This window comes from Luteimonas sp. gir (assembly GCF_037198055.1).
Lineage (GTDB): Bacteria > Pseudomonadota > Gammaproteobacteria > Xanthomonadales > Xanthomonadaceae > Luteimonas > Luteimonas citri_A.
The window spans coordinates 461,420-484,646 of record NZ_JBBAXQ010000001.1 but is presented as its reverse complement, the minus strand read 5'-3'; the positions used below and the strand labels follow the sequence as shown (position 1 = coordinate 484,646).

The following is a 23,227-nucleotide window of genomic DNA, read 5'->3' as shown; positions in this document are numbered from 1 at the left end:
GCTTGTGGCACGCTGGCGGCACTTGTCCACCGGAGTTCCGTCCATGCAACGCAGCTTGTCGTTGTGCGCCGCCGCCCTGCTCGCGCTGACTGCCTGCGGCGGTCCGCAGACCCGGGCCGATACCTCGGCCGACCTCGACGCCGCCAACGTGGCGCGCCTGGACGCGGCGATCGCCGGCGACTGGCGCACGCCCGAGAACGCCGCGCGCGACGGCGCCCGCCACCCGCGCGAGACGCTGCGGTTCTTCGGCGTGCGGCCTGGGCAAACGGTGATCGAGATCACGCCAGGCAGTGGCGCTTGGTACAGCGAGATCCTGGCGCCGTACCTGCGCGGCAGCGGGCGCTATGTCGCCGCGCTGGTCGACCCGGCCGCGGTGCCCGCCGGCCGCGGGCGCGATTACCAGCAGGCCCAGCACGACGGCCTGCAGGCGCGGTTCGCGCGCGATCCAGCGCACTTCGACCAGGCGCGGATCGTGACCTACGATCCGGCGGCGCCGCGGCTGGGGCCGTCCGGTTCGGCCGATGTCGTGTTGACGTTCCGCAACGTCCACAACTGGCGCAGCAGTGGCCAGGCCGAGGGCATGTTCAAGGCGTTCTTCGAGGTCCTGCGCCCGGGCGGCGTGCTCGGCGTGGTCGAGCATCGCGTGGCCGCCGACGTGCCCGCCGACGACCGCAGTGGCTATGTCGGCCAGGCCCAGGTCATCGCGCTGGCGCAGGCGGCCGGCTTCCGGGTCGACGGCAGCAGCGAGATCAACGCCAACCCGCGCGACACCCGCGATCACCCCAACGGCGTGTGGACCCTGCCGCCGACCAACCGCCACGAGCCAGGCGATGCCGCCCGCTACGCCGCCATCGGCGAAAGCGATCGGATGACGTTGCGGTTCGTGAAGCCCTGACGGGCCGGGATTGGGGGAGCGGCAGTCGGAATGCGCCACCGCGCGTCCCGTGACCCGCGTTGCCCGCGTTGCCCGCGTTGCCCGCGTGCTTTGACCGATCCCCGCGCCCGAGTTCTGATCCTGTTGCCATGCTCATCGCCTTCAACAAGCCCTTCGCCGTGCTGTGCCAGTTCACCGACCGCAGCACGCCGCCGCGGGCGACGCTGGCCGGGTTCGGGTTGCCGGCCGGGGTCTACCCGGCCGGACGCCTGGACCATGACAGCGAGGGGCTGTTGCTGCTGACCGACGACGGACCGCTGGCGCACCGGATCACCGATCCCCGGCACAAGCTGCCCAAGACCTACCAGGTGCAGGTCGAGGGCACGCCGACGGCCGCGCAGTTGCAGGCCTTGCGGGAAGGCGTGACGCTCAAGGACGGGCCCACCCGGCCGGCGCAGGTCGCACTGCTCGACCCGCCCCCCACGCTGTGGCCGCGCGACCCGCCGGTGCGTTTCCGCAAGTCGGTGCCCGACGCCTGGCTCGAACTGACGATCCGCGAAGGCCGCAACCGGCAGGTGCGGCGGATGACCGCGGCGGTCGGCTTGCCGACGTTGCGGTTGGTGCGGGTCGCAATCGGCCCCTGGCGGCTGGGGGCGCTGCCTCCGGGCGACTGGCGGGCCGAGGCACACTGAACCGCGCGCGCCGCCTGTCCCGGCGTCCCTCACATTGCGTGCATTTCTGTTAACGTCTGCGTCGATTTTGGCGTGGAGGCCCACGCCGCATGCCCCGCCAGGCTTCCCTTCGGAGCTCCATGCCCTACTCCAGTCCAGTCAGCGGCCGCATTCTCGTGGTCGACGATCAGCCGGCGAACCTGCGCGTGGTCAGTTCGCTGCTGAGCCGTCACGGCTACGAGGTGACGACCGCGGCCGACGGGGCCGAGGCGCTGGCGCTGCTGTCGGACCTGCGTCCGGACCTGCTGCTGCTCGACATGCTGATGCCGAACATGGACGGCTTCGCGCTGCTGGGCGAGATCAAGCAGATTCCCGAACTGCTGCGGCTGCCGGTGGTATTTCTGACCGTCGCCCAGGATCGCGATCTGCTGCTGCGGGCATTCGACGCCGGCGCGGTGGATTACGTCACCAAGCCGTTCATGCCTGAGGAGCTGCTGGCGCGCGTCAATGCGCACGTCGGCCTGAAGCAGACTCGCGACCGGCTCGAGCGCATCGCCCGCGAGCGCCAGGAGCTGGTCAACCTGGTCGCGCACGATCTGAAGAACCCGCTGTCGAGCATCTGGTTCGCCAGCGACATGCTGCTCAAGGGCGAGACCAAGCCCGAACGCGTGCCGCGCTATCACCGGATGATCCACGACAGCGCCGAAGACGCGCTGGGCTACATCCGGCGCTATCTCGAGACCCAGGACACCTCGCGCAAGGGCGAGGCGACCGGCAGCGTCACCGCGCTGCGCGAGGTCGTCGACTGGCTGGTCGACCGCTACGCGCTGCAGTTCGAAGACCGCGGGGTCGCGTTGCAGACGCGGCTGCCGTCGGCCTCGCCGATGGTCGCGATCGACATGCTGGTGCTGCGCCAGGTGGCCGAGAACCTGATCACCAACGCGATCAAGTACGCCCCGTCGAGCAACGTCGACATCTCGTTGCGCGGCGGCGGCCCGGGGTTCTGGCAACTGCTGATCGAAGACCGCGGGCCGGGCATCGCCCGCGATCTGCAGCACGCGCTGTTCCGGCCGTTCCAGCGGCTGGCCCACGCGGGCAAGGACGACGGCCGCTCCAGCGGCCTGGGGCTGTCGCTGGCCAAGCAGATCATCGTCAATCTCGGCGGTCAGCTCTGGTACGAGGACCGCGAAGGCGGCGGCGCCCGCTTCATCATCGAACTGCCCGAAGTGACCACCGAGCGCCCGCTACCGGCCGCCGCCAACGACGACGCCCCGGCGCGCACGCACGACTGAATTCTGCGCTGCCCCCACCCGGCGCCGATGGCGCCGACCTCCCCCGCAGGCGGGGGAGGTGATGCACATCGCACGGTTTCGACTCCCGATGACCGGCACCTTTGAGCCCTCCCCCGCCTGCGGGGGAGGGGATGCACATCGCGCAGTTTCGATTCCCGATGACCGGCGCCTTTGAGCCCTCCCCCGCCTGCGGGGGAGGTGATGCACATCGCGCAGTTTCGATTCCCGATGACCGGCGCCTTTGAGCCCTCCCCCGCCTGCGGGGGAGGCGATGCACATCGCGCAGTTTCGATTCCCGATGACCGGCGCCTTTGAGCCCTCCCCGCCTGCGCGGGAGGCGATGCACATCGCGCAGTTTCGATTCCCGATGACCGGCGCCTTTGAGCCCTCCCCCGCCTGCGGGGGAGGCGATGCACATCGCGCAGTTTCGATTCCCGATGACCGGCGCCTTTAAGCCCTCCCCCGCCTGCGGGGGAGGCGATGCACATCGCGCAGTTTCGATTCCCGATGACCGGCGCCTTTGAGCCCTCCCCCGCCTGCGGGGGAGGGTTGGGTGGGGGCCCTGACCGAAGCAAAGGGCTTCCGGCTTACAAGCCGATGCCCTTCCGAAGCAAGGACGTTAGCAACAGGCGCCGATGCAGCCCCTCATTCGTCGTCCCTACGCGATGCCGCAAACCGCGTGCCGAACACATCGCCGTCATTCCACCGCGGCGGCGCGTCGTCGTCGCCGACCAGGCGCGTGATCGCTGCGCTCACCCGCGCCAGGCGCGCGGCGTCGCCGTACTGGATCGGCAGGTCGACGTTGTCGCAGGGCCGGTGGTAGCAGTTGCGCAGGAACCAGGTCGCCGCCACGCGTGGGTCCTGGCCCGCACTGGCCGAGGCGACCCCGGCGTCGAGGTACAGCGCCGGCACCCCGGCGCGCACGAAGGCGTACTGGTCGCTGCGCACGAACGTCGCTTCCTCCGGGAACGGATCGGGCGACAGCGCGACACCGACCTCCGCAGCGGCGCGCTCGACTGCGTGCTTCAGGCTCGAATGCTCGACGCCGATCGCCACGATGTCGCGCGTGGGCGCGGTGAGGATTGGCATGTCGATGTTGAGGTTGGCGACCGCGCGCCCCACCGCCGGCGGCGGCCGGCGCGCCAGCCAGGTGGCGCCGAGCAGGCCCTGCTCCTCGCCGGTCACCGCGGCGAACACGGTCGAGCGCCGCGGCAGGCGGCCGTTGTGCGCCAGTTCGTGCGCGGCCTCGAGCATGATCGCCACGCCCAGCGCGTTGTCGAGTGCGCCGTGGTGGATGCCCTCGCCGTCCGCGCTCGGTCCCAGGTGGTCGAGGTGCGCGGTGTGCACGATGCTCTCGCCGGCCAGCGCCGGATCGCGGCCCGGCAACCGGCCGACAACGTTCTGGCCTTCGAGCGTGTCGATGCGCGTGCGCGAGGCGAGCGTCAGCGTGCCGGGCAGCGCGAATGGCGTCGCGGTGCCGGCGCGCGCCGCATTCGCCAGTTCGGCCGCGGTGCGCGGGCCGTCGGCGAACACCAGATCGGCGGCGGCCGCGGACACCACCGCCATCGCACGCAGCGGCGGGCCGTCGTCGAAGGCGCGGCCGTCGTCGCCGCGCAACCGCATCGCCGGCTGCAGCCCACGCTCGCGTGTGCGCGCCCAAGGCGTGCCGGCCTCGTCGGCGGCGGTGTGCACCAGCACCAGCGCGATCGCGCCGCGTGCGGCGACCGCCTCGACCTTGCTGCGCAGGCTGCCGTAATGCGCGGCCTGGGTGCCGGGGAAACGAGCGGGTGCGCCGCCGAAGGCGACGGCGATGCGCCCGCGCAGGTCGACGCCGTGGAAGTCGTCGTGGTCGAGCTCGGGGGCGTCGATCGCCTGCCCGACGAAGACCGCCGGCGCGGTCACCTCGCTGCGCGGCGCGGCGAAGTCGGGCAGCGGCAGGAACTGCTCGAACGGCCGCAGCGCGATGCGTCGCCCGCCACGCTCGACCTCCAGCCGGGCCCCCTCGCGCTCGACGCTGGCGCGCAGCAGCGGCACGCGTTGCTGCCAGCCGCCGTCGTCGCCGGCCGGTTCCAGGCCGATCTGTGCGAAGCGGGTGGCGATGTGCTCGGCGGCCCGCGCATAGCCCGCGCTGCCGGTGAAGCGGCCCTCCATCCGCGGGTCGGCCAGTGTGCGCACGTCGGCCTCGATGCGCTGGCCGGCCGGCGTGTCGTTGGCGATCGCGGCGGTGGCGGGCATCGCCTCGGCCGGGGCCGGGGCCGGCTCGCGTCCGCAACCGGGCAACAGTGCGAGCAGGCAGACGAGCAGCGCGAAACGGGGCATGACACGGGTCCGGGCGGGCGAGGCCGGACCGTAGCACAGGCCACCGGCGCAGCCGCGGGGCCTGCACATCGGGCTTGCTAGCCTGCCGCGATGTATGACCTCGACCAGGTACACCGGCGCTACGGCGCGACCACCGCGCTCGCTGGCGTCGACCTGCACATCGCGCCCGGCGCGACGACTGCGCTGATCGGCCCCAGTGGCGCGGGCAAGTCGACGCTGCTGCGGATGCTCGTCGGCCTGGAATGGCCCGACACGGGCGAGGTGCGTTTCGACGGCACGCCGCTGCGCCGCGACACCTTGCCGGCGCTGCGCCGCCGGATCGGCTACGTGATCCAGGAGGGCGGGCTGTTCCCGCATCTCGATGCCGCCGGCAACGTCGCACTGCTGGCGCGCACGCTGGGCTGGTCGCGGGCGCGGATCGAGGCGCGCATGACCGAGCTCGCCGCGCTGTGCCAGCTGCCGGCCGATGCGCTGCGACGCTATCCGGCCGAGCTGTCAGGCGGGCAGCGCCAGCGCGTGGGGCTGATCCGTGCGCTGATGCTCGATCCCGACGTGCTGCTGCTCGACGAACCGCTGGGCGCGCTGGACCCGATCGTGCGCCACGACCTGCAGGCGCAGATGCGCGCGCTGTTCGCGCGCCTGGGCAAGACCGTGGTGCTGGTGACCCACGACATCGCCGAGGCGGTGTGGTTCGCCGACACGGTGGTGCTGTTGCGTGCCGGCCGCATCGTGCAGCAGGGCCCGCCGCGTAGCTTGCTCGACGCGCCGGCGGACGATTTCGTGCAGGCGTTCATGCGCGCCCAGCGCAGCGTCGACGAGGCGGCGCGATGAGCGCCCGGCGCGCGCTGGGCAGGGGGCTGGTGCTGCTGGTCGGCCTGTGGCTGCCGATCGTGGCCGCCGCGCAGTCCGCCACGATCGGCTCGAAGAACTTCACCGAAGGCGTCGTGCTGGGCGAGATCGCCACGCTGGCTGCGCGGCAGGCCGGCGCCGAGGTCACCCATCGCCGCCAGCTCGGCGGCAGCCGGATCCTGTGGCGCGCGCTGCTCGAAGGCGAGATCGACGCCTACGCCGAGTACACCGGCACGCTGGCCGACGAACTGCTGCGCATGCCGCGTGCGCAGCGCGCCGAATTGGATGCGGCATTGGCCGAACGCGGGCTGGCGATGACCGCGCCGCTCGGGTTCGACAACAGCTACGCGATCGGCATGCGCCGGGCGCAGGCCGCGCAATTGGGGATCGCGCGGCTGTCGGACCTGGCCGGGCACCCGCAGTTGCGGCTGGGCCTGAGCAACGAGTTCATGTCGCGCGGCGATGGTTGGCCGGGACTGCGCACGGCCTATGCACTGCCGCAGCGCCCCGATGGACTCGACCACGACCTTGCGTATCGGGCGCTGGCCAGCGGCGCGATCGATGCCACCGACCTGTACGCGACCGACGCCGAGATTCCGCACTACGACCTGGTCGTGCTCGACGACGACCGCCACTACTTCCCGTCTTACGCCGCGGTCTATCTGTACCGCGCGGATCTGGGCACGCGCGCACCGGCGGTGCTGGCTGCGCTGCGCGGGCTGGAAGGCCGGATCGACGCGGCGACGATGCAGCGGCTCAACGCGCGGGTGAAGCTCGACGGCGTGCGCGAGGCAACGGTCGCGGCCGATTGGCTCGGGGTCGCGCCGAGTGCCGGCGACGGCCGCCCGGCGCGCATCGCCCAGCGCACTGGCGAGCATCTGGCGCTGGTCGGCATCTCGCTGGGCGCAGCGCTGCTGGTCGCATTGCCGCTGGGCGTGGTCGCCGCGCGGCGGCCGCGGCTGGGCCAAGGTGTGCTGGCGTTGACCGGCGTGCTGCAGACGCTGCCGTCGCTGGCGGTGTTCGTGTTCATGATTCCGCTGTTCGGCATCGGCGCGGGGCCGGCGATCGCCGCGCTGTTCCTCTACAGCCTGCTGCCGATCGTGCGCAATACGCACGCCGGGCTGACCGGCATCGCGCGCGAGCTGCGTGAGACCGCGGCGGCGATCGGGCTGCCGCCGGCGACGCGGCTGCTGCGGGTCGAACTGCCGCTGGCCTTGCCGACGATCCTGGCCGGCATCAAGACCGCGGCGGTGATCAATGTCGGCACCGCGACGCTCGGTGCCCTGATCGGCGCGGGCGGCTACGGCCAGCCGATCCTCACCGGCATCCGGCTCGACGACCTGGGCTTGATCCTTGAAGGCGCGGTGCCCGCTGCGTTGCTGGCGCTGACGGTACAGGGCGTGTTCGAACTGGCCGAGCGCGCGCTGGTGCCGCGCGGCCTGCGGCTGGCGGCGCGGCGCTGAGGCTCAGCCCGCGTGCGTGCGCAAGACGATGACGGTCGCGGTCGCGACCACCGACACACTGCCCACGATCCAGAGCAGGTTGTAGACCGTGAAGCGCCGGTTGCGCAGCGCCTGCGGGTCGCCACAGGCGGCGTTGGCGGCTAGTTGCAGCCGGACCAGGCTGGCGCAGGCCAGCGGCATCAGCGCGATCCCCAACCAGTCCATCCACGGCGTCGTCGCCGGCCAGCGCGCAGCCACCGACGGGCCGACGAATGCGGTGCTCCACGACACCGCTTCGCACAGGAAGAACACGGTCGCCACCGCCATTGGCCACCAGCGCCGCCTGACGCCGGCCGTGCGCAGTGCCTCGTCGATGCGGCGCGCCAGCGCGTGCACGGTGAACAATGCGAACACCGCCCGCACCACCGGGCGCACCCTGACGCCATGCACCGCCTGCCAGCGCAGCCAGTGCCGGTAGAACCAGTACATCTGGTAGAGCCCGAACGTGGCGACGTAGAGCACCACCACCTTCAGCGGCGAGACCACGTAGAACGCATCGCCCGTGTCGGCGGCTGCGCGCACGTCGGCCTGCGGCGGCGCGTACGGATCGTCCGGTGCGTGCATGTCGGTCAGCCGTCAGCGCGCCACGCGCGGGGCATCGGGGTCATTGCGGCAGATCCACGCCGAAGGCTGGCAACAGAATCACCGCACCGATCAACAGCCAGATCAGGCCGAAGATCGCGATCCACACCCAGTTGGCCCAGGTGAAGCGCCGGTTGCCCGCGCCGTCGGGATCGCCACAGGCGGCGTTCGCGGCACGCTGCATCGCCAACATCGACAGCGCGATCGGCACCAGCGCCAGCAGCGAGACGATGTCGGTGATCGGCACGCCGATCCCGCGATCGGCCAGCCGCGAGGCCACGGTACTTCCGATCTGGAAGACGACGTAGACGGTCGCTGCCAGCGCCGGTGACCAGGCGCGCACGATGCCCAGCGCACGCAAGCGCTCGTCGATGCGCCGGGCCAGCGCATGCGCGAAGAAGATCGAAAACACCGCGCGCGGCACCGGCCACACGGTCTCGTTGTGGGCGCGTCCCCACCGGCGCCAGTGGACGTAGAACCAATACAGGACGTAGAGCCCGAAGGTGACGAAGAACAGCACGCAGAACTTCGTCGCCGAGACGACGTAGAACGGTTGCGCGGCGGCGGCGGTGGCCGGCAGCGGCACCACGTCCGCGGTGGGGGGCGCGTACAGATTGTCCGAAGATGCGTCCTGCATCGGTGATGTCCTGTTTCGAGGCGTTGCGCATGGTAGCGCGCGCGCCTGAGGACGCTGTCCCCCGCGAGGGGCTCGGCAGCGCATTCGGACTGGCGCTCATAGCGGGTCGGGAGCGGACGCGCGCTGGGTGTGGCGCCGCGCCCCTTCGAGGCACCCGGGTACGACACCTGGCGCGATCGGTGCGACCCATCCGCAGCCGACAACTGGCCGGTCAGGCGCGAGCTGGCCGGAAAGGCCGGTCGAGGCATTGATGCCACGTCAAGGCGCGCAATCAATCAATTTGGTCTACTTAAATATTTCATTTCCTGCCAACCCCACTTGAAATGTCTACTTTGATATACCATTATCGACCTATGGACAGCGCCATCGAGCTCTATATCAACGGCACATGGCACTGCGCTGCCCGTATCGCGGTGAACGAACGCGCCGTGCGCTTTGAGTACCTGCCCGACTATGTCTTTGGCCACCTTGAGCACGCGCCACCCGTGGCGCTTTCGCTCCCGGTCAACATGGAGATCCACACCTGGTCGGGCGCTTCGCAGACGCCTCTGGCCTTCCTGTGGGATCTGGTGCCGCAGGGGCGCGGCCGCGAGCACCTGGCCGGCCTGCTAGGGGTTTCCGCCCAGGACGCCACGCAGGATTTTTTCCTGGCCCAACACGGCGCCTTTGCGCCCATTGGACGTCTTCGTCTCGACACCGCCGTCGAGTTCTACCAGCGTCAGACCGGCGGCGCTCCGGCGGAGGGCTTCAAGACGCGAGACATCAGCGAACGAACCGATGCATTTCTTGCGCAGCTCGCATTGCACAACATGCTTGCGGCCGGCACACCCGGCGTGCAGGGCGTGGCTCCTAAGTTTCTGCTGACGCAGGACGAAGAAGGGCGTTGGTATCCCGATGCAGCACTGCCCGATGCGCGCGCGAGAGAACACTGGATCATCAAGCTGCCGCGAGGCCGGGACCCGAGCGATCAGCGGATTCTGCGCCACGAATCCATCTATCTGCAGGCCGTTGGCGCCTGTGGCCTGCGTACGATCGACACGCCCGTCTTCAAGGACGGCATGCTGTTCCTTCGCCGTTTCGACCGACAGGTCGGCCCCGATGGTGTCGTCCATCGTCTCCATCAGGAGACGCTGTCGGCACTGGCCGGGTTACCGGGCTTCGGCCGCAACGCATCGCTCTTTGCGCTCACCGAACGATTGGCGGACATGGCGTCGAATCCGGCCCAGGCCGTCGCGGAATTCCTGTGCCGGGACGTCCTCAACCGGGCGCTGCGCAACCCGGACAACCACGTGCGCAACACCTCCGTTCAGCAATGTCCGGACGGCACTGTGCAACTAACCCCGCTGTACGACATCGGCCCGATGTATCTCGATCGCGAACTGATTACCCGCACCTGCGACTGGCGTTTGCCCGAGGGCGGGATCACCGACGATTGGAACGTGATCCTGGAGCGACTGGCGCTGCACGACGACGTCAAAGTGAAAGTCGCCATCGCGCTCAAGACCTTCGGCGAGCAACACCTGCCGAAACTTACCCAGGAGCTCCGCATGCGGGATGCCGATGCGGATATCGTCGAGGCGTGCGAGACCGCGATCGGATTTCAGATCACCAAGCTTCAGGCCATTGCCCACCATGCAACGCCGACGCCCTGACAGCCAGACGGTCCGCGTGCTCAGAGACGCACTGGCGGTCGACATTGCCTACGGTCGCGTCGACCTTGCGCAAGCCGTCAAACGCATGCGCAAGATCAGCGGATTGACCCAGGTGCAGTTCGCCAAACATCGCGGCATGAGTCTACTGACGCTCAAGCGTATCGAAAGCGGCAAAGGAAACCCGACGGTCGAGACGCTCGAAAGCATCGGAAATCTCTTCGGGCTTCGCGTCGCCTTCGTACATGCGGATCCCAACACGACCGCCCATTGGCTCGAACACGGAGACCCGCGCGACAACGATCATTGAGCGCTGGCAGAACAGGGCGCGCTTAACGCGACGCAGGCGGCGTGTCGTCGTCAAGGTCGCGCGGCAGGGTGCGCGCCGGGAACGGCAGCACGACACCGCGCGCGTCATCGGCCGGCGGGCGCTGCCACAACACCGGCACGTCGTGTGGCGCCGGCGGCTCCAGCGTCTCGGCCTGCAGGCGCGCAGCGCGCTGCGCCTCCTCTTCCTCGATCTCCCAGCTGTAACGGCGGCGCGGCAGCTGCGGGTCGGCACGGCGGAACCAGAACGCCGCGAGCACGCCGCCCACGGCGCCGCCCAGGTGCGACTGCCACGACACGCCCGGCTCCTGCGGCAGGATCGTCAGCAACATGCCGCCGTAGAACAGGAAGGCGATCATGCCGGCGGCGACCGACGGCCGGTCGCGGCGCAGCAGGCCGAGCACGAAGATGAGGAACATCAGGCCGTGGGTCACGCCACTGGCACCCAGGTGGTGCGAGCCCGGATCGCCGAGCAGCCAGGCGCCCAGCCCCGAGCCCAGCCACATCAGCGGCAAGCCGCGCAGCGTGGCTTTGGGATACACCGCAAGCGCCAGCGTGCCGAGCACCAGCAGCGCGCTGGCGTTGGCGATCAGGTGGCCTGGCGAGCCGTGCAGCAGCGGCGCGCCAAGCAGGCCCGCCAGCCCCGCCCATTCGCCGGGACGGACCGCCAGCGCGCGCCAGTCGACCATCGCCTGGATGCCGAAGGCGATGACCAGCAGCAGCACAAAGCCGATGCTGGCCTGCAGCGCGCGCGACAGCCGCTGTCGGTCGCGCGCCCGCTGGGCGGGCGAGTCCTCGGGCGCTTCGGGCATGTCCAGATGCATCGATCCAAGGTGGCGACGGATCATGAGAACGCAAGCGACACAGGCGTTTGCGACAGCGCCCGCGACTGACGAGCGCGGCAGCGGTGCGCGCGGGTCGCGCGCTTGTCTCCCTCCCCGCATCGCGGGGGAGGGCTGGGGTGGGGGGCGCTGTTCGCGGCAAGCCCAGCCCCCACCCGATGCCTGACGGCATCGACCTCCCCCGCGTTGCGGAGGAGGTGGCCCGTCTGCGCTGCGAAGGAGGGAGCCCGTCCGCGCTACGCGCGCGGGTCGCGCCGCTTGTCTCCCTCCCCCGCATTGCGGGGGAGGGCTGGGGTGGGGGCGCTGTTCGCGGCAAGCCCAACCCCCACCCGACGCCTGCTGCGTCGACCTACCCCCGCGTTGCGGAGGAGGTGGCCCGTCCGCTGCACGCGCGGATTGTGCCGCTTATCCCCCTCCCCCGCATCGTGGGGGAGGGCTGGGGTGGGGGCGCTGTTCGCGGCAAGCCCAGCCCCCCACCCGATGCCTGACGGCATCGACCTCCCCCGCGTTGCGGAGGAGGTGACCCGTCTGCCCTGCGGAGGAGGTGGCCCGTCTGCGCTGCGAAGGAAGTGGTCCGTCCGCGCTGCGCGCGCGGGTCGCGCGCTTGTCCCCCTCCCCCGCATCGCGGGGGAGGGCTGGGGTGGGGGCGCTGTTCGCGGCAAGCCCAGCCCCCACCCGACGCCTGCGGCGTCGACCTGCCCCCGCAAGCGGGGGAGGTGACGCGCGCGCGGCCCTGCTTTTTGCTCCTTCCCCCCGCATGCGGGGCGTTGCGCCCTTCACGGGTGGAAAGTTGGGAAGGGCGCGCTTGCCCGCGCCAAGCGCCGTCCCCAACCCGGCATCTGCGGGCGCCGCCCCCCCCGCGTTGCGGAGGAGGTGACCCGTCTGCCCTGCGGAGGAGGTGGCCCGTCTGCGCTGCGAGGTACTGGCCCGTCCGCGCTACGCGCGCGGGTCGCGCGCTTGCCTCCCTCCTCCGCATCGCGGGGGAGGGCCGGGGTGGGGGCGCTGTTCGCGGCAAACCCAGCCCCCACCCGACGCCTGCGGCGTCGACCTGCCCCCGCAAGCGGGGGAGGTGAGGTAGCCCGGCTGCGTTGCGGAGGAGGTGGCCCGTCCGCGCTGCGAGGGAAGTGGCCCGTCCGCGCTGCGCGCGCGGGTCGCGCCGCTTGTCTCCCTCCCCCGCATCGCGGGGGAGGGCTGGGGTGGGGGCGCTGTTCGCGGCAAGCCCTGCCCCCACCCGACGCCTACGGCGTCGACCTCCCCCGCGCTGCGGAGGAGGTGGCCCGTATGAGTGGCGGAAGAGGTGGCCCATCTGCGCTGCGAAGCAAATGGCGCGCGCGGTTACGCCGCGCCGGCCATGCGCCCGCGCCGCGCGCGTTCGAGGTGCACCAGCAGCAGCGAGATCGCCGCCGGGGTCATGCCGGGAATGCGCTGGGCCTGGCCGACGGTCAGTGGCCGCACCTGGCCGAGTTTCTGCACGATCTCGGCCGACAGCCCGCGCACACCGGCGAAGTCGAAGCCATCCGGGATCGCCGTCCCCTCTTGGCGCTGCTGGCGCTCGATCTCCACCCGCTGGCGTTCCAGGTAGCCCGAGTACGTCGCCTCGATCTCGACCTGCTCGGCGATGTCGGCATCCGCCACGCCCGGGCCGAGGCCGTCCACGCGCATCAGCGCCGGGTAATCGAGCCCGGGGCGGCGCAGCAGGTCGATCGCGTTGCTCTCCCGGCGCAGTTCGATGCCCAGCGTCTCCACGACCGCGCGGCCCAACGCGTTGTGCGGCGAGGCCCACAGCCCGCGCAGACGGGCGGTCTCGCGCTCGATCCCCTCGCGTCGGGCCTCGAAGCGACGCATGCGTGCATCGTCCACCAGCCCCAATTCGCGGCCAATGCCGGTCAGGCGCAGGTCGGCATTGTCCTCGCGCAGCTGCAGCCGGTACTCGGCGCGGCTGGTGAACATGCGGTACGGCTCTTTCGTGCCGTGCGTGATCAGGTCGTCGATCAGCACGCCGATGTAGGCCTGGTCGCGGCGCGGGGTCCAGGCATCGAGGCCGCGTACTTGGCGCGCGGCGTTGAGGCCGGCAATCAGGCCCTGCGCGGCGGCTTCTTCGTAGCCGGTGGTGCCGTTGATCTGCCCGGCGAAGAACAGCCCGGCCACCGCACGCGTCTCCAGCGACGCCCGTAGCCCGCGCGGGTCGAAGAAGTCGTACTCGATCGCGTAGCCGGCGCGGGTGATGTGCGCCTGCTCGAAGCCGACGATGCTGCGCACCAGCGCCAGTTGCACGTCGAACGGCAAGGACGTCGAGATGCCGTTGGGATAGATCTCGGCGACGTCCAGGCCTTCGGGCTCGACGAAGATCTGGTGGCTGTCCTTGTCGGCGAAGCGCACCACCTTGTCCTCGATCGACGGACAGTAGCGCGGGCCGATGCCCTCGATCTGGCCCGAGTACATCGGCGAACGATGCAGCGCACCGCGGATGATCTCGTGGGTGCGCTGGGTGGTGCGGGTGATCCAGCACGGCACCTGCCGCGGGTGGTCGGCCTGCGAGCCGAGGAACGAGAACACCGGACGCGGATCGTCGCCGGGCTGGATCGCCATCGCCGCGTAGTCGAGCGTGCGGCCGTCGATCCGCGGCGGCGTGCCGGTCTTGAGCCGGTCGACGACGAACGGGCGCTCGCGCAGGCGCTGGGCGAGCGTGGTCGCCGGCGGATCGCCCGCCCGGCCGCCCGCCGACTGCGCTTCGCCGACATGGATGCGACCGCCGAGGAATGTGCCTGCGGTCAGCACCACGGCCGGCGCGTCGAAGCGCAGGCCGGTCTGGGTGATCGCGCCGCGGACCGCATCGCCCTCGATGACGAGGTCGTCGACGGCCGACTGGAAGATCGTCAGATTCGGCTGCGCCTCGACCGCGCGGCGCACGAACGCGCGGTAGAGATTACGGTCGGCCTGGCAGCGGGTGGCGCGGACCGCCGGGCCCTTGGAGGCGTTGAGCCGCCGCCACTGGATGCCGGCGGCATCGGCGGCGCGGGCCATGATTCCGCCCAGAGCATCGATCTCGCGCACCAGGTGGCCCTTGCCGATGCCACCGATCGCCGGGTTGCAGCTCATCACGCCGATCGTCTCGACGTTGTGGGTCAGCAGCAGCGTGCGGGCGCCTGCGCGTGCGGACGCGAGCGCCGCTTCGGTGCCGGCGTGGCCGCCGCCGACGACGATGACGTCGTAGCTGTGGAAGTCGTTGGGCATCGGCGAATTATCGGGCAGGTCGGCGGGCGCCGGCGAGTGGGCGCTTGGCACGATTTCTGCGTGCGTTCGGGCTGCACCCGGGACGGCAAGCGTCTGAAAGGGGGGCGCGGCTGGAGATTGGAACAGGGCCGGCCATGTACGTCCCGGGGAAGCACGGGGCCGGATGTCGGGGGACATCCGGCCCCTTTTTTTTGGCTCGCCACCCCAAGCACGCGTCTTGGGCGGCAGGGTGAAGAGCCGATGCCCGGAGGAGGGCGGAACAGGGGGGATCCGAGAGTCCCCCGCCGGGCATCGACAGTCGTATGACCTTTTCGTCGTAAACCGACGCAATCGGTCAGGCGGGGCCAAGCTTCGCCCGGGAATGTCGACGGCGCAAGCCCCAATGCAGCTCGACTTCCTGAGAATGGGCCGGAGTTCACGAAAGCCGCCCCACCCAAACCGGGGTCAGAGTCGTTTTCGCCTAGCCATCGCGCCATGTCGTCAGCGATGCATGAGCGAAAAGCGACTCTGACCCCGGTTTTCGGGCGGATCAGGGGACGCGCTGGTCGGGGCGGCGGTAGCCGGCGCGCTCGCGCGGGGCCGGGCGCGGGGTGTCGCTGCTCGGCGGGCGGCTTTGCGGCGGACGGCTCGGGGGCCGGTGCTCCGGCGGGCGGGCCTGTGACGGTGGGCGATAGCCTGGACGCGGACCGTTGTGGCCGGGACGGCCGTCACCGCCCCCGGGGCGGCCGCCCCAGTGCCCACCCGGGCGCCCCGGGCGGTCGGAATCGGGGCGGCCGGGCCGATCCGGGCGACCGACGCCAGGCCGGCCATCGCCCCAGCCCGGGCGGCCAGGCCCGTGGCCATGCGGCGGTCGGTAGCCGGGCCGTCCATGACCATGTCCGTATCCCGGACGACCGGGCACGACGATCGGGCGCACGATCACCGGCGGCGGGCGATAGTAGCCACCACCGTAGCCATAGCCGTAAGGCCGGTTGTAGTAGTACGGCGCGCCATAGCCCGCGCCGCCATACCAGCCCGAATAACGCCCGTAGCCGACACTGCCATAGGGGGCGCCGTAGCTGCGGTACACGGTGCCGGGCGAGCCGTAATAGTAATCGCCACTGCCGCCGCGGTAGCCGTAGCTCGCGCAACCGGCAAGGGTCAGACAGGCGACGAAGATCAGTCCCTTGCGGATCATGGCGGTCCCCCGCTCGATAAGGGCTCCAGCTTCGGCGGTGTCCATTGAATCGGCCCTTAAGGGCACCGGCCGACCTCGCACTACGATCATGGTCGATCGTGAATCCGCAAGGCGGCTCGGCTACGCTGTCGCGATGCATGCCGCCCTGCCCTTGCCCGACGCCAACGACCTGCTCGCCGCGGCGGCCCGGCTCGCGCCGGTCGCCCATCTCACACCGGTGTTGCGCAGCCGGGTGATCGATGCAGCCGCCGGTTGCGCGCTGCACTTCAAGGCCGAACATCTGCAGCGCGCGGGTGCGTTCAAGTTCCGCGGCGCCTGCAATGCGGTCCTGGCGCTGGACCCGGAAACTGCCGCGCGCGGGGTGGTCACGCACTCGTCCGGCAATCACGGCGCGGCGCTCGCGCTGGCCGCGCATCTGCGCGGCATCGCCTGCCATGTCGTGGTGCCCGAAGGCGCGGTGGCGACCAAGCTGGCGGCGATCGCCAGCTACGGCGCGGTGTTGCACCACTGCGCGGCGACGCTGGCCGACCGCGAACGCACCTGCGAGCAGGTCCGCGCGCAGACCGGCGCCACACTCGTCCACCCCTATGCCAATGACCAGGTGATCGCCGGCCAGGGCACGGCCGCGCTCGAGCTGCTGCATGCCGCCGGCCCGCTCGACGATCTGGTGGTGCCAGTCGGCGGCGGCGGGCTGGCGGCCGGCACTGCGCTGGCGATCGCGCACGCCGCGCCGCAGACCCGGCTGGTGCTGGCCGAGCCACGCGGCGCCGACGACACCCTACGCTCGCTGCAGCAGGGCGCGCGTGTGCCCGACCTCGTGCCCGACACGGTCTGCGACGGCCTGCGCGGGCTGCTGGGCGCGCCGAACTTCGAGATCCTCTCGCGCCATGGCGTCGCGCATGGCACGCCGGTCGAGGTGCTGGCGGTCGACGATGCCGATACGGTGGCCGCCGCACGACGCATCGCCGTGCACACCAAGCAACTGGTCGAGCCCTCGTCGGCCATCGCGCTGGCGGCGGTGCTGGGCGCGCCGTCGCGCTTCGCCGGCCGTCGCGTCGGCATCGTGCTCAGCGGCGGCAACGTCGATCCGGACCGGCTGCCGTGGCGGTCGTGAGCGCCGCGGTGCGGTCATGAGTCAGCGGCGTCGACGCCGTCCGCTGCTGCGCCTGTGCGTGTGGGCCGCGCTGCTGCTGGTCGTCTGGCTGGCCGGCGTCGCGGCCTGGATCGTGCATGTGGGCAGCCGCGACGAGGCCGGGCCGGCGGATGCGATCGTGGTGCTGGGCGCGGCCGCCTACGACGCGGTGCCCTCACCGGTGTTCGAGGCGCGTATCGACCATGGCCTGGATCTCTACCGCGCCGGGCATGCGCCGGTGCTGATCTTCACCGGCGGCTACGGCGGCGCCAAGGCCCGCTTCTCCGAGGCGCAGGTGGCACGCCGTTACGCGCTGCGCCGCGATATCCCCGCCTCGGCGATCCTCACCGAGTCGCGCTCGCGTACCACGGTCGAGAACCTGATCGAAGCGCGGCGGCTGATGCGCGAGCACGACCTGCACCGGGTCATCGTGGTCAGTGACCCGCTGCATATGGCGCGCGCACTGCGCGCGAGTCGCCGGCTGGGCATCGATGCGGTCGGCTCGCCGACGCCGTCGACGCGTTTCCGCACCTTCCGCACCCAGCGCGAGTTCCTGCTGCGCGAGGTGTACTTCTTCCACCGCGATCTCTACGAGTCGATCGTCGCCCGGCTCGCGTCGTAAGCCGACGCGGCGCACTCAGCGCGCCGGAGCTTGGCCGTCGGCGACCAGGGTCAGGCCCTCGGCGAGCAGCCAGCGGGTCGCGAGCACGCGCTGGGGCTGCGGCTGGTCCTTGAGCACGTCGACCATCTGCCGGAACGCGCGGCAGCGCCCTGCCCGGCTGGCCTCGTCGGTACCGGTCGAGGTGAGTCCGAGCATGAACCCGTCGTGGAGCAGCGTCGCGGTCACCGCGGCCGCGCGCAGCACCTGTTGCGCGGCCGCCGGGTCGAAGGCCTGCGGCTGACCTTGCAGGCCGGTCAGCGCGAGGTTGGTGAAGGCATTGGCGAAGCGATTGCGGCTGGCCGGGCCGAGCCGGTCGACGGTGCGCTGGAATGCGGCCAGATCGCGCGCGGCGTCGGGCTCGAACAGATCGCACAACGCCCGTGCTTCCCCGGGTTCGCGCGAGGCGTGCAGCACAGCCTGGAACAGCCCATCGATGGCCTCGGGCGCGGCGCGGCGCAGCACATCGCCGCCGGTCGACAGCACCGCGGCGGCATCGATCTGCGACAGGTCGATCTCGTACTGCTGCGCGGACGCCGGCAATGTCGGCAGCCAGAGCGCGGTCAACAGCAGCACAACAGTCGGGCGCCAGCGCATCAAGGTATCCACGTCGCCAGGAGGAGGCGCCGAGTCTAGGCGCTGGCGTGCGGCATCGGATGAACGCCGCGCTCAGGCGCCCATGTAGCGCCCGGGCCGGTGGTTGAACAGCAGCACCAGGTTGAGCACCAGCACGCCGAGCGCCGAGTACAGCACCTTGGACGGCGGCAGTACGGTCAGCGAGATCAGCATCAGCACCGTGTCGAAGCCCAGCTGCAGCTTGCCCGCGCTCCAGCCACGGCTGCGCTGCAGCCACACCACGACGATGCCCACCCCGCCCAGGCTGGCGCGGTGGCGGATGAACGACAGGATGCCCATGCCGACCAGCGCACCACCGAACACCGCCGAGAACAACGGCGTCATCGATTCGAACGGCGCCATGCGCGGAATCAGGTCGGCGACGACGCCGGTCACGCCGACCGCGAGGAAGGTCTTGAGGGTGAACTCCCAGCCCATGCGCCGCACCGCGATCCAGTAGAACGGCAGGTTGAACAGCACGAACAGCAGGCCGAAATGCGCGCCGGTGGCGTAGTGCGCCAGCAGCGCCATGCCGGCCACGCCGCCGACCATCAGCCCGCCGGTCGCCAGGATCGACATGCCCAGCGCGCTGACCAGGCTGGCCAGGATCAGGCCCTGCACATCCTCGGCGACGGTATGGCGCTGCGGCAGCGGCGCCGGGGCGGCCACGGCCACCGCCGCCGCCACTTCGGCAGCGTCGGGCACGGGTTCGAACGCGCCAGGGCGGGAGTCGGCAGGCACAGGGGGATCCGGTGATTGTTGCGGCGCAGCATAACGCGAGCAGGCGGTTGCCGTCAGTGCGATGCGCCCCTGACACAGGCCTGGCTTCGACCATCCTGCGTGGATTGGCCTTCGAGGCACCGACGTCCGGGAAGCCGGCGGCGCGGCGTCAGTCGCGCCGTCGGCGGACCGGGATCGCGCTGGCCGGGAACCGCGCCAGTTCTTCGCCGCCGTCGCGGATCGGCGCGCCCGGCTGCGGTGCCCAGGCCATCGCGGTGATCCATTCCCAGCTCGCCGGCAGACCCTCGGGTTCACGGAACTGCGCGTAGTGGGCGGCGGCCGCGGCGAAGCGCGCGCGGCCAGTCAGCGCACGGCGGCGACCGGCCAGCGCATTGGTCGCACCGACCGCGCGCAGCTCGCGCATCAGCGCGGTCATGTCGGGGTGATGGTGGACGACGACCTCGCGGTCGAGCACCGGGTTGCGGAAGCCGGCCTGCATCAGCGCATCGCCGAACTCGGCGATCGATGCGAACGGGCTGACGTGCGGCACCTCGTCGGCATGGCCGAAGGCCTCGCGCAGTTCGATCAGGGTCTGCGGGCCGAAGGTCGAACACAGCAGCAGGCCGTCGGGACGCAGCACCCGGCGGAAACCGGCGAACGCGGCTGCCAGGTCCTCGACCCATTGCAGCGACAGATTGCAGAACAGCACGTCGACGCTGTCGTCGGCGATCGGCAGCGCACGCAGGTCGGCGCAGACCCGGTCGACGGGGCGTTGCAGCCCGAGGCGGTCGCGCCAGCCAGCGCGGACCGGCGCCTGCTGCAGCATCGGCAAGGCCAGATCGACTGCAACGATGCGCGCCTTGGGCCAGCGCGCGCGCATCGCCAGCGCGGCATGCGCCGGGCCGCTGCCGACATCGAGCACGCAGCCCGGCACGCGGTCGTCGAGATAGTCCAGCGACTCGAGCAGATGCGCCTCGACCTGCCGCTGCAGGGCGGCGGCGCCGGCGTAGCTCGACGAGGCGCGCGAGAACGCCCGGCGGACGTGGGTGCGATCGAAGATGGCGGTCATGGGGTCAGCGATTCGGTGGCGGGGGGCGCGTCAGGTCGCGGCCTGGGGCAGGAAGGCGAGCAGGTGTTCGGCCACGGCATCGGCATGGGTCAGGAACGGCGCGTGGCCGGCATGCGCGATCGTGTGCGCCTGCGCGCCTAGGGCCTGCGCGGCGGCGGCGTGCATCGCCTGCGGGTCCACCAGCCGGTCGCGCCGACCGGCCAGCCACAGGCTGGGCACGGCGAGTCCGGGCAACGCCGCGCGCAGGTCGACGCTGCGCAGCAGTTGCAGCCCGTCGACCAGCGCATGCGCGGCGGGCTCGCCGCGCGCGAAAACCTCAGCGCGCAGCGCGCGCAACTCGCCGCGCGCATCCTCCGAGCCGAAGGCTTCCAGGGCGATGAAGCGGTCGAGCGTGCCGCGGTAGTCGTCGCGCAGGCCGCGGGCGAAGTCACGGAAGATCTCCGGCGCCATGCCGTGCGTCCAGTCCTCGCCGCGTACGAAGCGCGGACTCGCGCACAGCATGGCCAACGCGGTGACCGTCGCCGGGCGAGTCGCCGCGGCCTGCAGCGCGAACAGTCCGCCGAGCGACCAGCCCAGCCACGGCGCCGGCGGCAGCCGCGACGCGAGCGCATCGACCACCGGCGCGAGTGCCAGCGGCACTGGAGCCTCGCGACTGCGTCCATGACCCGGCAGGTCCACGCAGTAGACCGTGCGATGGGCGCGCAGGCGCGCGACCAGCGGCGCGAACACGCCGCCGTGCATCGCCCAGCCGTGCAGCAGCACCAGCGGCGGCCCGTCGCCGCAGACCTCGATATACAGACCGCTGCCGTCATCGGGCAGCGCGGTGGCGAGCGGTGTCTCGTGCATCGTCGGTGTGCCTTCGTCGGTCATGCGCCCTTGTCTCCGCGCAGCGCGCGCGTGCGACGCGGACTGGTCGCCGCCGGGCGCGCCACCAGCAGCGCGAACGCGACGATGCCGCCGGTCACCACCAGCGCACCGAGCAGTGCCCGGCCCTGCGGCCAGGCCTCGTGCAGGAACAGCGCGCCGAGCAGCGCCGCGAACAGCAATTCGGCCGCTTGCATCGCCTCGGCCGCGCCGAGCGCGACCGGGTTGTGCCGGACCATGCCGGTGGCCTGGAAGAACAGGATGGTCGCGATCACGCCCGCGCTCAGCGCCACGCCCGCCGCCAGCCACACCTGCGGCAACGATGGCGCGCCGGCCTGGTGCCAGGCGAACGCCGCCACGACCAGCCACAACGGCTGGCTGGCCAGCGTCAGTCCGAACACGCGCTGGGTCGCGGTGAGGTCTTCGCCGGTGCGCTCCAGGTGCAGCAACAGCAGACGATTGCCCAGTGGATAGGCGATTGCCGCGGTCAGCACGCAGGCCAGCGCGATCCAGCCCGCGGCATCCAGGCCCGCACCGCCGTGGCCGAACTGCATCAGCAGCACGCCGACCAGGATCGCCGCGGCGACGGCGAGCGCGGCCGGCGGCACCCGGCGCCGGGCGTCGCGGTAGAGCAGCGGCGCGCACAACATGCCCGCGATCACGGTGAACTGGAAGCTGCCGGCGACCAGCCACGCCGGGCCGCTGGACGCGGCGAACGAGAGCATGCAGTAGAACAGCAAGAAGCCGATCGCGCTGCAGCGCAGCCACGCCCAGGGATGCGCGGCGATCGCACGCAGCACCGGCGCGGTGCCGCCCTGCCAGGGCATCAACGGCAGCAGCAGCGGCAGGGTGATGAAGTAGCGCAGGCACGCCGTCCACGCCCAATGGCCGCCGCCGCTGGCGCTGGCGCGGTTGAGCACGTAGGTCAGCGTGAAGAACAGCGCCGAAGCCAGTGCGATCGCCACCGCCAGCAATGCGCGGCGGTTGTCGTGGGGTTGCGTGCTCATGCCGGGATCGCGGACGACGTCGGGACCAGCGCATCGCGCGCGGCGGCGAGTGCATCAACCAGCGCGTCGATCTGCGCGTCCTCGTGGGTCGCGGCGAGCGTGATGCGCAGCCGCGCCTGGCCCTCGGGCACGGTGGGCGGGCGGATCGCCGCGACCCAGAAGCCGGCCGTATCGAGCGCCCGGGACAACGCGAGCGCGGTCGCGTTGTCGCCGCAGCGCAGCGGCTGGATCGGCGTGTCGGACGGCATCAGGTCCAGCCCCGCGCGCGCGGCGCGTTCGCGCAAGCGCTGCACCAGCGCGCCCAGCCGCTCGCGGCGCCAGTGTTCGTGGCGCGCCAGCCGCACCGCGGCCAGCGTCGCGGCGGCCTGCGCCGGCGGCAGTGCGGTGGTGTAGACATAGGGCCGCGCGGTTTCGGCCAGGTGCGCGACGAGGTCGGCATCGCCGGCCACCACCGCGCCGTAGCCGCCGAGCGCCTTGCCCAGTGTCAGCAGCTGCAGCGGCACCGCCTCGACGCCGAGCCCGGCCTGCGCGACGCTGCCGCGGCCCTCGGGCCCGCACACGCCGATGCCGTGCGCATCGTCGACATACAGCAGCGCCTGCTGCGCCTGTGCGACCGCGGCCAACTCGCGCAGTGGGGCGATGTCGCCGTCCATGCTGAAGACGCCATCGGTGGCGACCAGCGCCGCGCCGCCCGGCAGGCCCTGCAGCTGGCGCAGCGCGCCCTGTGAGTCTCCGTGCGGATAGCGGCGCAGCCGGCAGCCGGCCAGCCGCGCGGCGTCGATCAGGCTGGCGTGGTTGAGCCGGTCCTGCACGCAGGCATCGTCCTCGCCCAGCAGCGCCTGCAGCACCGCGAGATTGGCCGCAAACCCACTGCCCATCAGCAGCGCCGCCGGCACCTGCAGCCAGTCGGCAAGCTCGCGTTCGAGCGCAACATGGCGGGCGTGGTGACCACAGACCAGGTGCGAGCCGCCGCTGCCGACGCCGTCATCGAGCGCCGCCTCGCGCAGCGCCGTCGCCACGTCCGGATGCTGGGCCAGGCCGAGGTAGTCGTTGCCGCAGAAGTTCAGCAGCCAACGGCCGTCGACCTCGCAGCGCATGCCGTCGCGGCGCGCGACTGTGCGCCGCCGCCGACGGGCATGGCGGGCGTCGCGCGCCAGCCGCGCCGCGCGCGCGCGTTCGCGCAGATCGGGCCGCTCAGGCGCCATCG

Annotated in this window: 20 protein-coding genes and 1 pseudogene; 9 read left to right on the top strand and 12 right to left on the bottom strand. The window is 71.6% G+C overall.

Going from position 1 to position 23,227, the window contains the following annotated elements; genetic code table 11:
* Positions 1-43: 43 nt before the first annotated feature.
* From WAF18_RS02245 to WAF18_RS02235, 3 genes are all read left to right on the top strand, one after another.
* Positions 44-895: a methyltransferase gene (locus tag WAF18_RS02245; RefSeq protein ID WP_337243664.1), complete on the top strand. Its 852-nt coding sequence runs from the start codon at positions 44-46 to the stop codon at positions 893-895.
* A 128-nt stretch (positions 896-1,023) separates the two neighbouring features.
* A complete protein-coding gene (locus tag WAF18_RS02240) occupies positions 1,024-1,566 on the top strand; it encodes a pseudouridine synthase (protein ID WP_337243663.1) in 543 nt (180 codons plus the stop codon).
* A 119-nt stretch (positions 1,567-1,685) separates the two neighbouring features.
* On the top strand, positions 1,686-2,837 hold the full coding sequence (locus WAF18_RS02235; RefSeq protein WP_337243662.1) for a HAMP domain-containing sensor histidine kinase: 1,152 nt from the start codon (positions 1,686-1,688) through the stop codon (positions 2,835-2,837).
* 645 nt (positions 2,838-3,482) lie between these two features.
* Here the strand turns inward: WAF18_RS02235 and WAF18_RS02230 are convergent.
* Positions 3,483-5,156, bottom strand: coding sequence for a M28 family peptidase (locus tag WAF18_RS02230; protein WP_337243661.1), 1,674 nt, complete (start codon positions 5,154-5,156; stop codon positions 3,483-3,485).
* Positions 5,157-5,246: 90 nt separating this feature from the next.
* On the opposite strand from WAF18_RS02230, the gene WAF18_RS02225 reads away from it, so the two are divergent.
* Complete coding sequence (locus WAF18_RS02225) at positions 5,247-5,987, top strand: ABC transporter ATP-binding protein (protein WP_337243660.1); 741 nt, start codon at positions 5,247-5,249, stop codon at positions 5,985-5,987.
* An 80-nt stretch (positions 5,988-6,067) separates the two neighbouring features.
* Positions 6,068-7,468 (top strand): annotated as a pseudogene (locus WAF18_RS02220) (glycine betaine ABC transporter substrate-binding protein); the annotation flags it as partial.
* 3 nt (positions 7,469-7,471) lie between these two features.
* On the opposite strand, the gene WAF18_RS02215 reads toward WAF18_RS02220, so the two are convergent.
* Complete coding sequence (locus tag WAF18_RS02215; RefSeq protein WP_337243659.1) at positions 7,472-8,071, bottom strand: hypothetical protein; 600 nt, start codon at positions 8,069-8,071, stop codon at positions 7,472-7,474.
* Between the two features lie 40 nt (positions 8,072-8,111).
* Positions 8,112-8,726: a hypothetical protein gene (locus WAF18_RS02210; protein WP_337243658.1), complete on the bottom strand. Its 615-nt coding sequence runs from the start codon at positions 8,724-8,726 to the stop codon at positions 8,112-8,114.
* A 353-nt stretch (positions 8,727-9,079) separates the two neighbouring features.
* On the opposite strand from WAF18_RS02210, the gene WAF18_RS02205 reads away from it, so the two are divergent.
* Together WAF18_RS02205 and WAF18_RS02200 are read left to right on the top strand one after the other, a co-directional pair.
* Positions 9,080-10,378, top strand: coding sequence for a HipA domain-containing protein (locus WAF18_RS02205; RefSeq protein WP_337243657.1), 1,299 nt, complete (start codon positions 9,080-9,082; stop codon positions 10,376-10,378).
* Positions 10,359-10,685, top strand: coding sequence for a helix-turn-helix transcriptional regulator (locus tag WAF18_RS02200; protein WP_337243656.1), 327 nt, complete (start codon positions 10,359-10,361; stop codon positions 10,683-10,685). Before WAF18_RS02205 ends, WAF18_RS02200 begins: the two co-directional genes overlap by 20 nt.
* 22 nt (positions 10,686-10,707) lie before the next feature.
* On the opposite strand, the gene WAF18_RS02195 is transcribed toward WAF18_RS02200, so the two are convergent.
* The 3 genes from WAF18_RS02195 to WAF18_RS02185 all read right to left on the bottom strand — a co-directional run bounded on the left by WAF18_RS02195 (position 10,708) and on the right by WAF18_RS02185 (position 15,955).
* On the bottom strand, positions 10,708-11,514 hold the full coding sequence (locus tag WAF18_RS02195; RefSeq protein WP_337243655.1) for a rhomboid family intramembrane serine protease: 807 nt from the start codon (positions 11,512-11,514) through the stop codon (positions 10,708-10,710).
* 1,365 nt (positions 11,515-12,879) lie between these two features.
* The gene (mnmG, locus tag WAF18_RS02190; RefSeq protein WP_337243654.1) at positions 12,880-14,778 is read right to left on the bottom strand and encodes a tRNA uridine-5-carboxymethylaminomethyl(34) synthesis enzyme MnmG; all 1,899 of its coding nucleotides are present in this window, start codon (positions 14,776-14,778) and stop codon (positions 12,880-12,882) included.
* Between the two features lie 529 nt (positions 14,779-15,307).
* A complete protein-coding gene (locus WAF18_RS02185) occupies positions 15,308-15,955 on the bottom strand; it encodes a hypothetical protein (RefSeq protein ID WP_337243653.1) in 648 nt (215 codons plus the stop codon).
* Between the two features lie 133 nt (positions 15,956-16,088).
* Here WAF18_RS02185 and WAF18_RS02180 point away from each other — a divergent pair, with 133 nt between their 5' ends.
* Together WAF18_RS02180 and WAF18_RS02175 are read left to right on the top strand one after the other, a co-directional pair.
* A complete protein-coding gene (locus tag WAF18_RS02180; RefSeq protein WP_337243652.1) occupies positions 16,089-17,069 on the top strand; it encodes a pyridoxal-phosphate dependent enzyme in 981 nt (326 codons plus the stop codon).
* A 16-nt stretch (positions 17,070-17,085) separates the two neighbouring features.
* On the top strand, positions 17,086-17,709 hold the full coding sequence (locus tag WAF18_RS02175; RefSeq protein ID WP_337243651.1) for a YdcF family protein: 624 nt from the start codon (positions 17,086-17,088) through the stop codon (positions 17,707-17,709).
* Between the two features lie 15 nt (positions 17,710-17,724).
* Here WAF18_RS02175 and WAF18_RS02170 read toward each other — a convergent pair whose 3' ends face one another.
* The 6 genes from WAF18_RS02170 to bioF all read right to left on the bottom strand — a co-directional run bounded on the left by WAF18_RS02170 (position 17,725) and on the right by bioF (position 23,225).
* The gene (locus WAF18_RS02170; RefSeq protein WP_337243650.1) at positions 17,725-18,342 is read right to left on the bottom strand and encodes a hypothetical protein; all 618 of its coding nucleotides are present in this window, start codon (positions 18,340-18,342) and stop codon (positions 17,725-17,727) included.
* 72 nt (positions 18,343-18,414) lie between these two features.
* On the bottom strand, positions 18,415-19,047 hold the full coding sequence (locus WAF18_RS02165) for a YitT family protein (RefSeq protein ID WP_337243940.1): 633 nt from the start codon (positions 19,045-19,047) through the stop codon (positions 18,415-18,417).
* A 202-nt stretch (positions 19,048-19,249) separates the two neighbouring features.
* The gene (gene bioC, locus WAF18_RS02160) at positions 19,250-20,149 is read right to left on the bottom strand and encodes a malonyl-ACP O-methyltransferase BioC (RefSeq protein WP_337243649.1); all 900 of its coding nucleotides are present in this window, start codon (positions 20,147-20,149) and stop codon (positions 19,250-19,252) included.
* A 30-nt stretch (positions 20,150-20,179) separates the two neighbouring features.
* A complete protein-coding gene (gene bioH, locus WAF18_RS02155; RefSeq protein WP_337243939.1) occupies positions 20,180-20,947 on the bottom strand; it encodes a pimeloyl-ACP methyl ester esterase BioH in 768 nt (255 codons plus the stop codon).
* Between the two features lie 68 nt (positions 20,948-21,015).
* Complete coding sequence (locus WAF18_RS02150; protein WP_337243648.1) at positions 21,016-22,020, bottom strand: multidrug resistance efflux transporter family protein; 1,005 nt, start codon at positions 22,018-22,020, stop codon at positions 21,016-21,018.
* The gene (gene bioF, locus WAF18_RS02145) at positions 22,017-23,225 is read right to left on the bottom strand and encodes an 8-amino-7-oxononanoate synthase (RefSeq protein WP_337243647.1); all 1,209 of its coding nucleotides are present in this window, start codon (positions 23,223-23,225) and stop codon (positions 22,017-22,019) included. Before bioF ends, WAF18_RS02150 begins: the two co-directional genes overlap by 4 nt.
* Positions 23,226-23,227 lie beyond the last annotated feature (2 nt).

Bases quoted from the DNA above. Each gene is read 5' to 3' on its own strand.
- WAF18_RS02175 (WP_337243651.1), top strand. From the start codon at position 17,086: ATGAGTCAGCGGCGTCGACGCCGTCCGCTGCTGCGCCTGTGCGTGTGG.
- WAF18_RS02205 (WP_337243657.1), top strand. From the start codon at position 9,080: ATGGACAGCGCCATCGAGCTCTATATCAACGGCACATGGCACTGCGCT.
- WAF18_RS02225 (WP_337243660.1), top strand. From the start codon at position 5,247: ATGTATGACCTCGACCAGGTACACCGGCGCTACGGCGCGACCACCGCG.
- WAF18_RS02150 (WP_337243648.1), bottom strand. From the start codon at position 22,020: ATGAGCACGCAACCCCACGACAACCGCCGCGCATTGCTGGCGGTGGCG.
- WAF18_RS02210 (WP_337243658.1), bottom strand. From the start codon at position 8,726: ATGCAGGACGCATCTTCGGACAATCTGTACGCGCCCCCCACCGCGGAC.
- WAF18_RS02170 (WP_337243650.1), bottom strand. From the start codon at position 18,342: ATGCGCTGGCGCCCGACTGTTGTGCTGCTGTTGACCGCGCTCTGGCTG.
- WAF18_RS02230 (WP_337243661.1), bottom strand. From the start codon at position 5,156: ATGCCCCGTTTCGCGCTGCTCGTCTGCCTGCTCGCACTGTTGCCCGGT.
- WAF18_RS02245 (WP_337243664.1), top strand. From the start codon at position 44: ATGCAACGCAGCTTGTCGTTGTGCGCCGCCGCCCTGCTCGCGCTGACT.
- WAF18_RS02240 (WP_337243663.1), top strand. From the start codon at position 1,024: ATGCTCATCGCCTTCAACAAGCCCTTCGCCGTGCTGTGCCAGTTCACC.
- bioF (WP_337243647.1), bottom strand. From the start codon at position 23,225: ATGGCGCCTGAGCGGCCCGATCTGCGCGAACGCGCGCGCGCGGCGCGG.
- bioC (WP_337243649.1), bottom strand. From the start codon at position 20,149: ATGACCGCCATCTTCGATCGCACCCACGTCCGCCGGGCGTTCTCGCGC.
- WAF18_RS02195 (WP_337243655.1), bottom strand. From the start codon at position 11,514: ATGCCCGAAGCGCCCGAGGACTCGCCCGCCCAGCGGGCGCGCGACCGA.
- WAF18_RS02200 (WP_337243656.1), top strand. From the start codon at position 10,359: ATGCAACGCCGACGCCCTGACAGCCAGACGGTCCGCGTGCTCAGAGAC.
- WAF18_RS02185 (WP_337243653.1), bottom strand. From the start codon at position 15,955: ATGATCCGCAAGGGACTGATCTTCGTCGCCTGTCTGACCCTTGCCGGT.
- WAF18_RS02235 (WP_337243662.1), top strand. From the start codon at position 1,686: ATGCCCTACTCCAGTCCAGTCAGCGGCCGCATTCTCGTGGTCGACGAT.
- mnmG (WP_337243654.1), bottom strand. From the start codon at position 14,778: ATGCCCAACGACTTCCACAGCTACGACGTCATCGTCGTCGGCGGCGGC.
- WAF18_RS02180 (WP_337243652.1), top strand. From the start codon at position 16,089: ATGCATGCCGCCCTGCCCTTGCCCGACGCCAACGACCTGCTCGCCGCG.
- WAF18_RS02215 (WP_337243659.1), bottom strand. From the start codon at position 8,071: ATGCACGCACCGGACGATCCGTACGCGCCGCCGCAGGCCGACGTGCGC.